Origin of the sequence: Nocardia sp. NBC_01327, assembly GCF_035958815.1 — a bacterium.
Classification (GTDB): Bacteria; Actinomycetota; Actinomycetes; order Mycobacteriales; family Mycobacteriaceae; genus Nocardia.
In genome coordinates this window covers 1,044,799-1,058,496 of record NZ_CP108383.1, presented here as the reverse complement: position 1 = coordinate 1,058,496, position 13,698 = coordinate 1,044,799, and the positions used below count along the sequence as shown (strand labels likewise).

13 protein-coding genes and 1 pseudogene are annotated in these 13,698 nt (G+C 66.9%); 3 read left to right on the top strand and 11 right to left on the bottom strand.

Annotated elements, in window-relative coordinates; genetic code table 11:
• Positions 1–21 precede the first annotated feature (21 nt).
• The 5 genes and pseudogenes from zapE to OG326_RS04665 form a co-directional block, all read right to left on the bottom strand.
• A pseudogene (zapE, locus tag OG326_RS04685) lies at positions 22–126 on the bottom strand (AFG1/ZapE family ATPase); the annotation flags it as partial.
• Between the two features lie 82 nt (positions 127–208).
• On the bottom strand, positions 209–550 hold the full coding sequence (locus OG326_RS04680; protein WP_327143389.1) for a hypothetical protein: 342 nt from the start codon (positions 548–550) through the stop codon (positions 209–211).
• Between the two features lie 40 nt (positions 551–590).
• Positions 591–938, bottom strand: coding sequence for a DoxX family protein (locus tag OG326_RS04675; RefSeq protein WP_327143388.1), 348 nt, complete (start codon positions 936–938; stop codon positions 591–593).
• Between the two features lie 115 nt (positions 939–1,053).
• Positions 1,054–2,085, bottom strand: a complete 1,032-nt coding sequence (locus OG326_RS04670) for a medium chain dehydrogenase/reductase family protein (RefSeq protein ID WP_327143387.1) — start codon at positions 2,083–2,085, stop codon at positions 1,054–1,056.
• A gap of 80 nt (positions 2,086–2,165) precedes the next feature.
• Complete coding sequence (locus OG326_RS04665; RefSeq protein ID WP_327143386.1) at positions 2,166–2,729, bottom strand: TetR/AcrR family transcriptional regulator; 564 nt, start codon at positions 2,727–2,729, stop codon at positions 2,166–2,168.
• A 71-nt stretch (positions 2,730–2,800) separates the two neighbouring features.
• On the opposite strand from OG326_RS04665, the gene OG326_RS04660 reads away from it, so the two are divergent.
• Positions 2,801–3,007 (top strand): hypothetical protein, encoded by a 207-nt coding sequence (locus tag OG326_RS04660; RefSeq protein ID WP_327143385.1) that lies wholly within the window; start codon positions 2,801–2,803, stop codon positions 3,005–3,007.
• A 58-nt stretch (positions 3,008–3,065) separates the two neighbouring features.
• Here the strand turns inward: OG326_RS04660 and OG326_RS04655 are convergent, their stop codons facing one another.
• Genes OG326_RS04655 through OG326_RS04630 form a run of 6 tightly spaced genes read right to left on the bottom strand, consistent with a single transcriptional unit; the run spans position 3,066 to position 10,022 of the window.
• The gene (locus OG326_RS04655) at positions 3,066–4,238 is read right to left on the bottom strand and encodes a lipid-transfer protein (RefSeq protein WP_327143384.1); all 1,173 of its coding nucleotides are present in this window, start codon (positions 4,236–4,238) and stop codon (positions 3,066–3,068) included.
• Entirely contained in the window at positions 4,235–4,645 is a 411-nt protein-coding gene (locus tag OG326_RS04650) for a MaoC family dehydratase (RefSeq protein WP_327143383.1), read from the bottom strand. The genes OG326_RS04655 and OG326_RS04650 overlap by 4 nt, the downstream gene beginning before the upstream one ends.
• Positions 4,642–5,592 carry a bifunctional MaoC family dehydratase N-terminal/OB-fold nucleic acid binding domain-containing protein gene (locus OG326_RS04645; RefSeq protein ID WP_327143382.1) on the bottom strand — a complete coding sequence of 317 codons (951 nt, stop codon included), beginning with the start codon at positions 5,590–5,592 and terminating at the stop codon, positions 4,642–4,644. Before OG326_RS04645 ends, OG326_RS04650 begins: the two co-directional genes overlap by 4 nt.
• 16 nt (positions 5,593–5,608) lie before the next feature.
• On the bottom strand, positions 5,609–6,778 hold the full coding sequence (locus tag OG326_RS04640; protein WP_327143381.1) for an acyl-CoA dehydrogenase family protein: 1,170 nt from the start codon (positions 6,776–6,778) through the stop codon (positions 5,609–5,611).
• Positions 6,763–7,830, bottom strand: coding sequence for an acyl-CoA dehydrogenase family protein (locus tag OG326_RS04635; RefSeq protein ID WP_327143380.1), 1,068 nt, complete (start codon positions 7,828–7,830; stop codon positions 6,763–6,765). The genes OG326_RS04640 and OG326_RS04635 overlap by 16 nt, the downstream gene beginning before the upstream one ends.
• A 26-nt stretch (positions 7,831–7,856) precedes the next feature.
• Entirely contained in the window at positions 7,857–10,022 is a 2,166-nt protein-coding gene (locus OG326_RS04630; protein ID WP_327143379.1) for an acyl-CoA dehydrogenase, read from the bottom strand.
• Positions 10,023–10,182: 160 nt separating this feature from the next.
• On the opposite strand from OG326_RS04630, the gene kstR reads away from it, so the two are divergent.
• Both kstR and otsB read left to right on the top strand, forming a co-directional pair.
• The gene (gene kstR, locus OG326_RS04625) at positions 10,183–10,836 is read left to right on the top strand and encodes a cholesterol catabolism transcriptional regulator KstR (protein ID WP_297607791.1); all 654 of its coding nucleotides are present in this window, start codon (positions 10,183–10,185) and stop codon (positions 10,834–10,836) included.
• 268 nt (positions 10,837–11,104) lie between these two features.
• Positions 11,105–13,675 (top strand): trehalose-phosphatase, encoded by a 2,571-nt coding sequence (otsB, locus tag OG326_RS04620; protein ID WP_327143378.1) that lies wholly within the window; start codon positions 11,105–11,107, stop codon positions 13,673–13,675.
• The last annotated feature ends 23 nt before the right edge of the window (positions 13,676–13,698 follow it).

Below are 13,698 nucleotides of genomic sequence, written 5' to 3'. Positions count from 1 at the left end.
AGTTCGAGGCGGCATGAATATGGAGTGCGTCAAGGGATTCGGCAATAGTTCTTGCGGTGGATAGTTTGAAGGCAGAACGAGGGTGATCCGGCGCGACAACAGGGTGTCGAGCAGTCGCGCAATCATCCCCTGCCCAGCCGCCCGGCGATCGCTTCCAGCTGATCCGAGGTGATCACTTGCACAGGCAGTGCGCGCTACTGCCCGAGCGTCAGAATTGCTGCGTAATGTGCAGGTCCGGCCACGGCGGGCGCTTGAACACCGCCATTGTCGCGAGCGTGGCGGCCACGAGTCCGGTCAGCACGCCGATCGTGGCGGCCACGAATCCGGCCTGCGCCCCGAGGACCTCGACCCGGCCGGCATCGACCGCCGGCTCCCACTTCACCTCGCCGCCGTGCACCACGAACACCCCCATCGGCCGCGGCCCCCGGCGGAAGAACCCCCCGGTCCCCAGCACCGTGATGATGGTGGACCCGTCCGCCGTCTCGTGCGGCTCCCCGTAGATCAGCGAACTGTCCACCACCGGAAGCTCTTTCAATCGATCCTGCAGCATGGCCAGACCCCTTCCACCATCGATTTTCCCCAACCTACGCTCAGCGGGCAAGTTGCAGCCAGAGAGTCGCGATAGCCGGGGCCATGTACATCACGGGGTACACGGTCGTCTTGTACGAGTGCGCCCGAATGGTGGTGGCAACCGCGCCGGCGAAATACAGAATCACCCCGATAGCCGCGGCAACCCCGATAGCCGGAACAAAGAACCCCACCAGCAACCCCACCGCCCCAGCCGCCTTGGCCGTCCCCAGCCAAGTCCACCAGGACCGCGGAACCCCATACTCCACAAGGGGTTCCGTCACAAAGGCCTGATCCGTGAAGATCGAATAGGCCGAAAATCCGACCCACAGCGCAGTAACAATTCCGACGATGTAGTAAGCGGTGTTCATTGGAATCCGTTTCCCTTCAGCAGCTTCGAATGCGTTCTGCCTAGGTGACGGAGTAGCTCCTCCAGGTGTGACATCCCCGCCGAATCTCTTTCCGAGACCCAGTCGGAGATCGCAGCTACTGCGCGTCGGGAACGAGGACGACTTTGCCGGTGACGGTGCGGGATTCGGCGAGGGTCAGGGCCTGGGCGGCTTGGGAGAGCGGGAAGCGGGCGGCGATCTGGGGGTGCAGGACGCCCCGGGTGGCGAGAGCGAAGACGGCGGTGAGGTCTTCGGCCAGCCGGGCGCGGAAGGTGGCGCGGCGGCGGAGGCCGGACCAGATGTTGTAGAAGCGGGCGTGGCGCCTGTTGGGCAGGACATTCCACAGCAGCAGGCGGGCGAAGAGCTGCAGCACCGGCAGTCGGGAGTTGCCGGCCTCATCCTTGGTGGAGGCGCTGCCGTAGGCGACCAGGGTGCCGCCGGGGGCCAGCAGGCGGAAGGAATCGACAATGCCCGGACCGCCGACGTGATCGAATACCGCATCCACTCCGGCCGGGGCGAGTGCCCGGACCTGCGCGGGAACATCACCTCGATAATCGACCGGCTCCGCGCCCAGAGCCGTCACGGCCTCCGCATTGCGCGCCGAGGCCGTGCCGATCACCCGGACCCCGGCCGCTCGCGCCAGCTGCACCAGCGTCGATCCGACCCCGCCGTTCGCGCCGTGCACCAGAATGGTCTGTCCCGCACGGACTTTCGCGTAGCGGTGCAGCATCTGCCAGGCGGTGATGCCATTGACCACGAAGGTCTCCGCCTCGTCGGCGGCCAGATCGGCGGGCACCTCGACCAGATCCGCGGTCTCGAGCACCACATGGCTGGCCCAGCCGCCGACCTTGGTCAGCGCGGCGACCCGGCGGCCCACGAGCGCGGCGTCGGCGTCCGAGCCGACCTCGAGGACCGTGCCCACCAGGTCGTAGCCCGGCACGAACGGGTACGCGGGCTGGTCGTAGTACTTGCCCCGGCGCATCTGCTGCTCCGCGAACGAGACCCCGCTGGCCTCGACCCGAACCAGCGCCTGCCCGGCCCGCAGCGGCGGCAGCTCACGGCGTGTGGTGAGCAACTCCTCCGGCTCGACGGTCCCTGGAAGCACGATTTCTACCGCGGTGATCGACATTGTTCTTCCTCTTCCTTCGGTGAGTGACTGGTCAGTCACCCGCTGGTCAAATAAAAAGCCCCGGTCAGGGGCTCGGAACATCAGCCCGGATGCCGAATACCGAGATTGAGAATCTCAGCCCACGCACCCTCGTGCCCGTCGAGCCCGAGCGTGGTGATCAGGTGGCACAGCTGCCCGTAGGCGATGAACCGCTGCACCGCCTCATCCGGTGCGCCCGAGCGCGACTTGGCGAAGTCGGTCACCCGGGCCAGCCCGCGCCGGAGGCCCTCGGCGATCTCCGCGATATCGGTCGCGGACTGCGCGTGCACCTGCAGCATGAGCAGGCTCTTGTCCGAAATGAGTTCGGCATAGGCGCCGCCCATTTCGTACAGAATGGCTTCCGGATCGCTTCCGGCCGCCCGGGCCGCCCCGGTGGCCATCGACTGCTCCACCAATTCGAAGCACCGATCGAGCGCGGCGACGAACAACTCCACCTTGCTCGGAAACAGCTTGAATACATAGGCCGTCGAAATCCCGGCGGCCGTGGCCACCGTCGTGATCGGCGTCCCGTGATATCCGGTCCGCGCGAACTCCACGATGGCCGCGTCGAGAACCGCTTCCCGCCGTACGTCCGAGGTGGAGAGGGTGACTCCGCGCTTTGCCATGTGAGTGACCGTACACTCACTCTTCCGCGCGGCGCAACCCCTCACCGCGAGAATCGCCGTAGCCTGGGCATATGACCGGACCGGAGCACACAGAAGAAAAATCGACGCCGCCCGAACCACAGGGCAGGTTCCTCGGCGTTCCTTACGATTGGCGGCGGCCGACGGTGGAGAAGGTCAAGGCGCGGTGGTGGAATCCCGATGAGCCGAAGTTCCTGACACCCAAGTCCTACGGCTGGGGCTACGACTTCAATCTGTACCGGCTGTTCCATCGCAAATGAACACGAGAATGCCTGAGCGACAAGGGTTCGCTCAGGCATTGTCGTTATGGCGCGATGATCAGTTGCCGGTCAGGACCAGTCCCGACGTGGGAACGCCGGTGCCGGCGGTGACGACGATATTGCGCAGGCCCTCGACCTGATTCACGGAGGTGCCGCGAATCTGGCGCACACCCTCGGCAATGCCGTTCATCCCGTGGATGTAGGCCTCGCCGAGCTGCCCGCCGTGGGTATTCAGCGGCAGGCGGCCGCCGAGTTCGAGCGCGCCGTCCTTGATGAAGTCCTTGGCCTCACCGCGCCCGCAGAAGCCCAGTTCTTCCAGCTGCATGAGCACGAACGGGGTGAAGTGGTCGTAGAGGATCGCGGCCTGCATATCCTCCGGCCGCAAACCGCTCTGCGCCCAGAGCTGATCGCCGACCAGCCCCATCTCCGGCAGACCCGTCATGGCATCGCGGTAGTAGCTGGTCATGACGTACTGGTCCGCACCGGAACCCTGTGCCGCACCGACGATTACGGCCGGCTTGTTCGGCAGATCCCGGGCCCGCTCGGCGCTGGTGACCACAATGGCCACGCCGCCGTCGGTCTCCTGGCAGCAGTCCAGCAGGTGCAGCGGCTCGGCGATCCAGCGCGAGGCCTGGTGCTCCTCCAGCGTGATCGGCTTGCCGTAGAAGTGCGCGTTCGGATTCACGGCGGCATGCTTGCGGTCGGTGACCGCCACGGTGCCGAAATCCGCACTGGTAGCGCCGTATACGTGCATATAGCGCCGCGCGACCATGGCCACCTGAGCCGCGGGGGTGCCGAGACCGTGGGTGTAGGAGAAGGCATTGTCCACACCGGAGGACGTGGCATTGCCCGCCAGCTGTGTGGAGAACTGACCGAAGCGATGCCCGGACCGCTCGTTGAAAGCGCGGTATGCGACAACAACATCCGCGACACCGGTGGCGACCGCCATGGCGGCCTGCTGCACGGTGGCAGCCGCGGCGCCACCGCCGAACGGGATATTGCTGAAGAACTTCAGGCTCGGAATACCGGCGGCCCGGGCCACCGCGGCCTGGGTGTTGGTATCCATGGTGAAGGTCGTCAGCCCGTCCACATCGGCGGGGGTGAGTCCGGCGTCGGCGAGTGCGGCGGTGACCGCCTCGGCGGCCAGGCGCAGCTCACTGCGGCCGGAATCCTTGGAGAAGTCGGTGGCGCCGATGCCCACAATGGCGGCGCGGCCACTCAAACCGGTCACGCGCGTGCCTCCTGAAGCGAGAGAACGGCTTTCGCCGTGATGTGGTTGCCGAGACTGTCGGCGCCGACCACATCGATGGAGATGTCGGGACCCGCGATGGCGGACACCGTGCCGGACAACGTGAGGGTGTCACCGGCGTACAGCGGCACCCCGAGACGCAGCGAAATCGACTTCACCCGCGCGCCCGGTCCCGCCCAATCGGTGACGAAACGCTGCACCAGACCGGTATCGGTGAGGATATTGACGAAGATGGTCCTCGAGCCGCGCTCCACCGCCTTGGCCGGATCGTGGTGCACGTCCTGGAAGTCGCGGGTGGCCAGCGCCGAACTCACCACGAAGGTGGTGTCGGCGTGAATCACCAACTCCGGCAGGACAGTTCCGACCTGCACGTCCAGGGTGTCGGTCATAGCACTGCCTTCCAGTAGGGCACGGTGTTGTCGTCGTCGACGGCCTCGAAGCCGACCTCGACCGGTGTGCCGATAACAACGTCGGCCGGATCGATGCCGCGCAGCTCACCGAGCATGCGCACACCCTCCTCCAGCTCGACCAGCGCCACCACGAACGGCAGCGCCCGGCCGGGCACCTTCGGGGCATGGTGCACAACAAAACTGAAGACCGTGCCGCGACCGGAGGCCACCACGTAGTCGGTCTGCTTCGCCTTGTCCTGCCACAGCGCCGGAACCGGCGGATGCTGCAGCGTGCCGTCGGGCCGCCGCTGGATGCGAAGCTCGCCGAGCTTCGTTCCGTCCCAGAAGAATTCGGTGTCGTGCGAGACCACCGGCCGCACCCGCTTGGCGAGTTCGGCGGCCGGATCCGGCTTGGGAGCCGCACCGGTGCCCGGCACGAACTTCAGCAGGCGGAACAGCATTTCGGTGACGAGTTCGTCGCCGACGTACCAATTCGTGCGGTAGGTGATGAACCAGCCGTCGCCCAGGCCCGTACGCTTCGGCCCCGCAATGGATTCCAGCGCACTGCGCACATTGACGTGCTCGCCGACCTCCAGGTACCGGTGGTAGGTCTGATCGCAATTGGTGGCCACCACCGAGGTGTACCCGGCGGCGTCCAGCAGCTCATTGGTGACGGTCATCGGGTCGTCGTCGGGGCGAGCCCCGGTGAGCCCCAGCATGGTCCACACCTGCGCCATGGCGGGCGGTGCGACGATGCCGGGATGCCCGGCGGCCAGCGCCGCGGCCTCGTCGACGTAGATCGGGTTGGTGTCCCCGATCCCCTCGACCCAGTTGTTGATCATGGCCTGGTTGACCGGATCACGGGCCAGGCGCGGGGACGACTCCCCCGCTTCCTTGATCTTCTCGGCGGCCGCGCGGATCTCGTCGGCCGTGAAGCTTTGCGTCACTGTCGAATTCCTTCTTCTAGCGCGGGACGCGGGGTAGCCGCAGACCCATTTGGGCGATGAGCTCGCGCATGACCTCGTTGACGCCGCCGCCGAAGGTGACCACCAGGTTCTGCTTGGTGCGCCGGTCCAGCCAGACCAGCAGTTCGGCGGTGGCCGGATCCGCGGGATCGCCGTAGCGGCCCACGATCTCCTCGGCCAGGCGGCCGGCCTCCTGCAGCGCCTCGGTGGAGTACACCTTGGTGGCCGAGGCATCGGCGATCACATCGGCCGGATCGGCGTCCGGGCGCTCCATATTGGAGGCCACCTGCCAGTTCAGCAGCTCGTTGAGCCGCACCATGGCATGCAGGCGGCCCAGCGAACGCCGCACCTCGGATTCGCCCAGCGCACCCTGCTTCTGCGCCCATTCGCGCGTCCGCTCGTAGAGCTGTTCGATCTTGCCGGACGGACCCAGGCCGACCCGCTCGTGGTTGAGCTGGGTCGTAATGAGCTTCCAGCCACCGTTTTCCACGCCGACGATCATGTTCGCGGGTACGCGCACATTGTCGAAGTAGGTGGCATTGGTGTGGTGCGCGCCGTCGGCGGTGATGATCGGCGTCCAGGAGTAACCCGGATCGGTGGTGTCCACGATCAGGATGGTGATGCCGCGGTGCCGCGACTCCACCGTCCCGGTGCGGACGGCCAGCCAGATGAAGTCGGCCTCGTGCGCGCCGGTGGTGAAGATCTTCTGCCCGTTGACGATCCAGTCGCCATTGGCATCCTTCACCGCACTGGTGCGCAGTGCCGCCAGATCGGTGCCCGCATCCGGCTCGGAGTAGCCGATGGCGAAATGCACGTCGCCGGTGAGGATTCCGGGCAGGAACTTCTGCTTCTGCTCCTCGGAGCCGAACGACTGCAGCGCCGGTCCGACGGTCAGCAGCGTCACCAGCGGGACGGGCACATCGGCGCGCACCGCCTCGTTGTAGAAGATCTGCTGTTCCAGCGGCCCGAAACCCTGCCCGCCGTACTCCTTCGGCCAGCCGACGCCCAGCTTGCCGTCGGCGCCCATCCGCTTCACCACTGTGCGGTAGGCGTCGCCGTGCCGGTTCACCAGCATCTCGGCCTCCTCCGCGGGAGTGACGAGAGTGGAGAAGTACGAACGCAATTCGTCCCGCAGTTGCCGCTGCTCGGCGGTCAGTTCGATGAACATCTGGCTCCCAAACGGTCCAGCCGGAACGATTCGCCGCCCAGCCAGCGGGCGATGTCCTTGGCCTGTGAGTAGTAGCGGTGCAGCGGATGGGTGATATCGACACCCAGGCCGCCGTGCAGGTGATGACACGTCTGCATGGCCGCGGGTAGTTCCGAGGCCACCGTATAGGCCAGCACGTCCAGATCGTCGTCGGTGCGCTCGCGGTGCTCAGCGCTGTCGGTCTCCTGCGCCAGCGCCCAATTGGCGGAGGCGGCGGCCGCGTGCAGGGTGCGCGAGACCACGTAGACATCGGCGATCTGCTGGGCGACGGCCTGGAATTCGGCCAGCGCCCGGCCGAACTGCTGACGCGTGCGCAGATGCTCCGCGGTCAGGGTGATGACACCCTTCAGCAGACCATCGGCGACCGCGCCGATACCGGCCAGTGCGTACCGGTGCAGTTCGGCGATACCGCCGGGCAGCAGCTGCTCGGCCGGGATCTGCACCTCGTCGAGCCGGAGCGAAAACTCCGGCACGCCATCGGAACTCGGGCTCGCGGCACGGGTGATGCCCGGGGCATCACTGTCGACCAGCGCGATACCGGCATTGGTGGGCACCAGAATCCAGCGCGCGGTGTCGGCATACGGCACCGCCACCTTCTGGCCGGTGATCCGCACCGTGGCGCCGTCTGCGACGGCCACGGTCTCCGGCTTCACCACGAACGGCGAACCGGTCTCGTGCAGTGCCGCGGTGAGCACGGCGCCATTGGCCACGGCGGGAAATACCTTCTCCGCCACGGCTTCCGGAACACCGATCGCCAGCAGCGGCAGTACGCCGAAGGCGAGCGTGCTCAGCGCCGGCAGCTGCACCGCATCGGTGGCGAGTTCGGTCAGCATGGCCGAAACCTCGAGCAGACCCATATCGTCACCGCCGAAGCGTTCCGGTAGGGGTACAGCAAGCAGTCCACTGCCGGCGAAGATCGGCCACAGTGCGATATCACGGGCGCTTTCGCGCTCTAGCAAACTTACAACAACCTCGGCGACAGCATCCTGGCTCTCGTCCCGTGTGAAGTCCAATTCAATACTCCCGGTAGAGGTGTGGGCTAGCCGTGCGACTCGCGCGGTAGTCCGAGAATTCGTTCACCGGCGACGGTCAACAGAATCTGCTCAGTACCGCCTGCAATGGATAAACAGCGTGTGAGCAGGAATTCTTTCACCACATCGGTTTCCACCGCGCCCGCCGCGCCTGCCACTTCCACGGCAAATTCGGCGACCGCTTGCCGGTGTCTGACACCGACCAGTTTGCGAACGCTACTTTGCGGACCGGGGTCTCCACCGGACAGCAGTTTCTGTGCGGCACGGGCATCCAGCAACGTCCCAGCGATGGATTCGGAGACAAGTCCTCCGAGTCGGTCCGCCACCAATTCGGCGCCCGGGCCCGAGGTCGGCGCGGCGGCGATCAAGGCCTCCAGCTCGTCCCCGATGCCCTTGCCGCCCATGGCGACCCGCTCCGCCGAGAGTGTGGAGCGGGCGATCTTCCACCCGTTCTCCAGCGCACCCACCAGGCAGTCGTCCGGGACGAAGACATCGTCCAGGAAGACCTCGTTGAAGCGCGCCTCACCGGTGATCTCCACCAGCGGCCGGATATCGATACCGGCGCTCTTCATATCGACCAGGAAGTAGCTGATGCCCTTGTGCTTCGGCGCGGCCGGATCGGTCCGCGCCAGGCAGATACCCCAGGTGGCCTTGTCCGCCAGCGAGGTCCAGACCTTCTGACCGCGCAGCTTCCAGCCGCCCTCGACCCGCTCGGCCACCGTGCGCAGCGACGCCAGATCGGAACCGGCCTCCGGCTCCGAGAACAGCTGGCACCAGAGCACCTCACCGGTCAGCGTCGGCAGCGCGTAGCGCTCGATCTGCTCGGGCGAACCCCACTGCAGCAGAGTCGGAATCGCCCAGTTGGCAATCGCGAGCTCGGGCAGCGTAATGCCCGCCTTGCGGACCTGGTCATCGAGGAAGGTGCGCTGGATCGGACCGGCGCCCCGCCCGTACGGCGCGGGCCAGTGCGAGGCCAGCAATCCGGACTCGGCCAGCGCATTACGCTGCTCCACCTCCGGAAGCGCCGCGATCGCGGTGAGATCGGCGGCCAGTACGGCGGCCTCGGCGGCGTCCAAACCGACAGCGTCCCAATTGGGTTCGCCGCCCTCGCCGCCGGACGCCGCTGCCAGATCCAGGCCCACCGTGCGGCGCACACCCGCGTGCGTCAGCTCGGTGACCCGGGCGCGCCAGCGCGCCGAACCGCCCAGCAGCTGCCGCAGCGCGGTGGCGCGGCGCAGGTACAGATGCGCATCGTGTTCCCAGGTGAAACCGATTCCACCGAGCACCTGAATGCAATCCTTGGCGTTCTCCACCGCGGCATCCAGCGAAATCGCCAGCGCCACTGCGGCGGAGAGCGGAAGTTCGGCGGTCTCGGCATCCACGGCGGCGGCCGCATCGGCGGCCACGGCGCGAATTTGTTCGGCCCGGCACAGCATCCACGCGCAAATATGTTTCACGGCTTGGAATTCGCCGATCTTGCGCCCGAATTGTTCACGCACCTTGGCGTATTCGGTGGCGGTCTCCAAACACCAGCCGGCAATGCCCGCGGCTTCGGCGGCAATCAGCGTCGCCGCGATATCGAGCACCGGCAGCGCCGGTTCGAAGACGTGATCCGCCGCGACAGCAACCTCCGAGCACGACACCCGGGCCAGCGGCAGCGTCTTGTCGATGGCGTCCAGCGGCTCCACCCGCAGGCCCGCCGCATCGGCGTCGACGAGACACCACAGCAGGCGCTCTCCGGAGCGAACCGGTACCAGAACAGCGGCGCCGGGCGCGGCGCCGAGCACCGAGTCCCACTCACCGGTCAGAATTGCCCCGGATTCGCCGATCGAGATCTCGATTTCGCCCTCGAGCGCAATGCCGCACGGCGTATTCTCGTCGAGCATCTCACCGGCAACGAGGCCGGCGAGCGCCGTCGAGAGCACGGGTCCGCCTACGAGATCATGCGCCGCCTGCTCCACCAGGACGGCCAGATCTCCCACGGAACAGCCCGCTCCACCGGCTTCTTCCGGGACCGCGACCCGGAATATTCCGAGATCAGCGAGGCGCGACCAGTATTCGCGCCAGAAATCCGGCCCTCCGGTACGCATTGTTGCAATTGGGCGTACTGCCGCTGCCCATCCGCGCATCGACTCCTGGACGGCTTTATGCTCGTCAGTGGTGGCTATGGTCACACTCCATACCGCCTTTCTGGGGTGACTTCCACTCCTAGAACATGTTCTAATGTTCGAGCCGGGCGTAAGTCAAGCGCCGCCCGAACGCGGTACGAACTCGTAGCCGGTCGACGCCGGTGAGATGAACCGAACGATTCGTGCAGGAAAGGACTTTCAACCGATGGCCAGTCCCTCCCGATCGCAGTCCGACGATGGGGTTGCCGGCGCGCGCACCACCGCGCCCGTCACCACCCTCAGCGAGGAGGACCTGAGTTCGGCAGCGCAGCGCGACCGGCGCAAACGCATCCTCGACGCCACCCTCGCGCTCGCCTCCAAGGGCGGCTACGACGCGGTGCAGATGCGTGCGGTCGCCGAGCGCGCCGACGTCGCCGTCGGCACCCTGTACCGGTACTTCCCGTCCAAGGTGCACCTGCTGGTCTCGGCCCTGGCCCGCGAATTCGAGCAGCTCGAAGGCCGTCGCAAACCATTGCCCGGCAATGATCCCCGCGAGCGCATGCACCTGATGCTGACCCAGATCACCCGGGCCATGCAGCGCGACCCGCTGCTCACCGAGGCCATGACGCGAGCGTTCATGTTCGCCGACGCCTCCGCGGCCGCCGAGGTCGATCGTGTCGGCAAGGTGATGGACCGCTTCTTCGCCCGCGCGCTCTCCGACGAGGTGCCCGATGAGCGCCAGCTCGCCATCGCCCGCGTCATCAGCGATGTGTGGCTGTCCAACCTGGTGGCCTGGCTCACCCGCCGCGCCTCCGCGACCGATGTGACCGAGCGCCTGGAGCTCACCGTCGATCTGCTCATCGGTGGCGAGAAGTCCTGAGCGCCGAGGCGAACGCAATCTAGGCATTCGCACGAATGACACCGGGGCCGCCCGTCCGAAAGGACTGGGCGGCCCTTTTTCGTGATTCCGGAACGTCACTGGTCAAGCCCCCGAAACGTCCACTGCGCGAGCGGAAATCGGACATTATGTGAACCGCAGGCAAGTGTCTTGTAAACGCTATGTATCACCGTCAGAACGAGCAGGCAATGAACACCCAGTAGAGTCACGCACGCCCTGAAAAATCTCCTCCGATCACTAGGTTGGATGCGTGAGCGCACAGGATTTGCCACTGGAACTTCGCCGTGCGTTGGCGGCTGTCGCCCGAGTGCCACGGCTGCTGGTCGCTTCGGACTACGACGGGACGATCGCGCCCATCGTCGACGACCCCGCGAAGGCCTATCCCCATAGGGAGTCGGTGAATGCGCTGCGCGCACTCGCCGGACTCACCGGTACCACCGCCGCAGTGATCTCCGGGCGTGCCCTGCGTGATCTCGCGGCACTGTCCCGTTTACCCGTCGAGGTGCAGCTGATCGGCAGCCACGGTTCCGAATTCGACGTCGGCTTCGTGCATGCCATCGACAATGACGCCAAACAGCTACTGCAGGAAGTGCAGTCGACGCTGACCCAGATCGCGCAGGACAATCCCGGCGCGACCGTCGAGATCAAACCGGCCAGCGTTGCCCTGCACGTCCGCAATGCCAGCCCCGAAATCGGCCGTCGCGCAGTGGTTCAGGTGCGTCAGGGTCCGGCCAGCTGGGTCGGCGTGCAGACCACCGAGGGCAAGGAAGTCATCGAGCTCGCGGTCGTCGAAACCGATAAGGGCGCCGCGCTGGATATCGTCCGGCATCAGCAGGGCGCCTCCGCCGCGGTCTTCATCGGCGACGACGTCACCGATGAGAAGGCGTTCACCCGCCTGTCCGGGCCCGATGTCGGCATCAAGGTCGGCCCCGGCGAGAGCCTCGCCAAATTCCGGGTGGACAGCACCGAGGACGTGTCCAAGGCGCTGGCCTTCATCCTGGAGGAACGCCGCACCTGGCTGGCGGGCGCCTCGGCGCCCCGCATCGAGCGGCTGACCATGCTGGCCAGCCCGCGATCCAAGGCCCTGGTCACCCCCGACGGCACCATCACCTGGCTGTGCCACCCGGAACCGGATTCGGCGGCGGTGTTCGCGCACCTGCTCGGCGGGGCGGGCGCGGGCCACTTCGCCATCCATCCGGAGCGCGCCGGACTGCCCCTGTCCCAGCGCTACAAAGACGGCACCATGACCGTCGAAACCCGGTGGGCCAGTTTGCAGGTCGTCGATTATCTGCCGCATGACGTGGTGCCCGAGCGCACCGACCTCACCCGCGTCATCACCGGCGATACCAAGGCCGTCATCACCTTCGCACCGCGACCGGAATTCGGGCAGGTGCCGGTGCGCATCGTGCGCGATCCCGCCGGACTGCGGGTGCAGGGCACCAATGATCCACTCGTACTGCGCTCCCCGGGCGTGGACTGGGAGATCATCGACGAGGGCAATCACCACACCGCCCGCGCCACCGTGGACCCGCGCCAGGGACCGGTCGTACTGGAAATGCGCTGCGGCACCTCCGATCTCGCACCGTGCATGACCTCCGAGATCGATCGCCGCAGGGAAGCCGAGCGGTATTGGTCGGATTGGGCTGCCACACTGGAGCTTCCGCCGCTCAAGCCCGATCTCATGAAGCGGTCCGCGCTCACCCTGCGCGGGCTGGTGCACCAGCCGTCGGGTTCCATCCTGGCCGCCGCCACCACCTCGCTGCCGGAAGACATCGGCGGCGTGCGCAACTGGGACTACCGCTACTGCTGGCTGCGCGACGCCTCGCTCACCGCCGCCGCGCTGGTATCGCTGGGCTCGGTCGGTGAGGCCGAGGAGCTGCTCGACTGGGTGCACCGGGTGCTGGAAACGCTGCCCGGACCCGAGCGGCTGCACCCGCTGTACACGCTCTACGGCGAGACGCTGCCGCCCGAGGCCGTCATCGACCAGCTGCCCGGCTATGCCGGATCGCGGCCGGTGCGGGTCGGCAACGCGGCGAATATGCAGGTCCAGCTCGATGTGTTCGGGCCCATCGTGGACCTCATCTCGCAGCTCGCCCACGCGCGCGAGCGCAAGGGCATCAACGACCCGAAAAAGGCGCTGCCGGACGCGGATTGGGATCTGGTGCACGCCATGGTCTCGGCCGTGCAGCGGCGCTGGCGCGAACCCGACCACGGCATCTGGGAGATCCGCGGCAACCCGCGGCACCACGTGTACTCGAAGGTCATGGGCTGGCTCACCGCCGACCGGGCGATCACCCTCGCCCGCCAGTTCGGCCGGACCGCCGACCCCGAGTGGGAGAAGCTGCGCGACACCATCGCCGATGAGGTGAAGGCCGAGGGCTGGAACGACGAGGTCCAGTCCTACACCGCCGCCTACGAGGGCACCGACCTCGACGCGGCCACCCTGCACATCGGGCTGAGCGGTCTGATCGACCCCTCCGACCCGCGCTTCGCCGCCACCGTCGTGGCGACCGAGGCGGAACTGCGCAGCGGCTCCACGGTGTACCGCTACCACCACGACGACGGCCTGCCCGGCGGGGAGGGCGGCTTCCACCTCTGTGCCGCCTGGCTCGTCGAGGCCTACCTGCTCATCGGAAAGCGCGAGGACGCCGAGGCGCTCTTCGCCCAACTCGTCGATGTGGCGGGCCCGACCGGCCTGCTCTCCGAGGAGTACGACCCGGTCGCCGAACGCTCGCTCGGCAACCACCCCCAGGCCTACAGCCACCTCGGCCTGCTGCGCTGCGCCCAACTCCTCTCGCAGCCGGTAGCCGCACTGACCTAGTCCGCGACCCGGACGACAGGAAT

Bases quoted from the DNA above. Each gene is read 5' to 3' on its own strand.
- OG326_RS04680 (WP_327143389.1), bottom strand. From the start codon at position 550: ATGCTGCAGGATCGATTGAAAGAGCTTCCGGTGGTGGACAGTTCGCTG.
- OG326_RS04675 (WP_327143388.1), bottom strand. From the start codon at position 938: ATGAACACCGCTTACTACATCGTCGGAATTGTTACTGCGCTGTGGGTC.
- OG326_RS04670 (WP_327143387.1), bottom strand. From the start codon at position 2,085: ATGTCGATCACCGCGGTAGAAATCGTGCTTCCAGGGACCGTCGAGCCG.
- OG326_RS04665 (WP_327143386.1), bottom strand. From the start codon at position 2,729: ATGGCAAAGCGCGGAGTCACCCTCTCCACCTCGGACGTACGGCGGGAA.
- OG326_RS04660 (WP_327143385.1), top strand. From the start codon at position 2,801: ATGACCGGACCGGAGCACACAGAAGAAAAATCGACGCCGCCCGAACCA.
- OG326_RS04650 (WP_327143383.1), bottom strand. From the start codon at position 4,645: ATGACCGACACCCTGGACGTGCAGGTCGGAACTGTCCTGCCGGAGTTG.
- OG326_RS04640 (WP_327143381.1), bottom strand. From the start codon at position 6,778: ATGTTCATCGAACTGACCGCCGAGCAGCGGCAACTGCGGGACGAATTG.
- kstR (WP_297607791.1), top strand. From the start codon at position 10,183: ATGGCCAGTCCCTCCCGATCGCAGTCCGACGATGGGGTTGCCGGCGCG.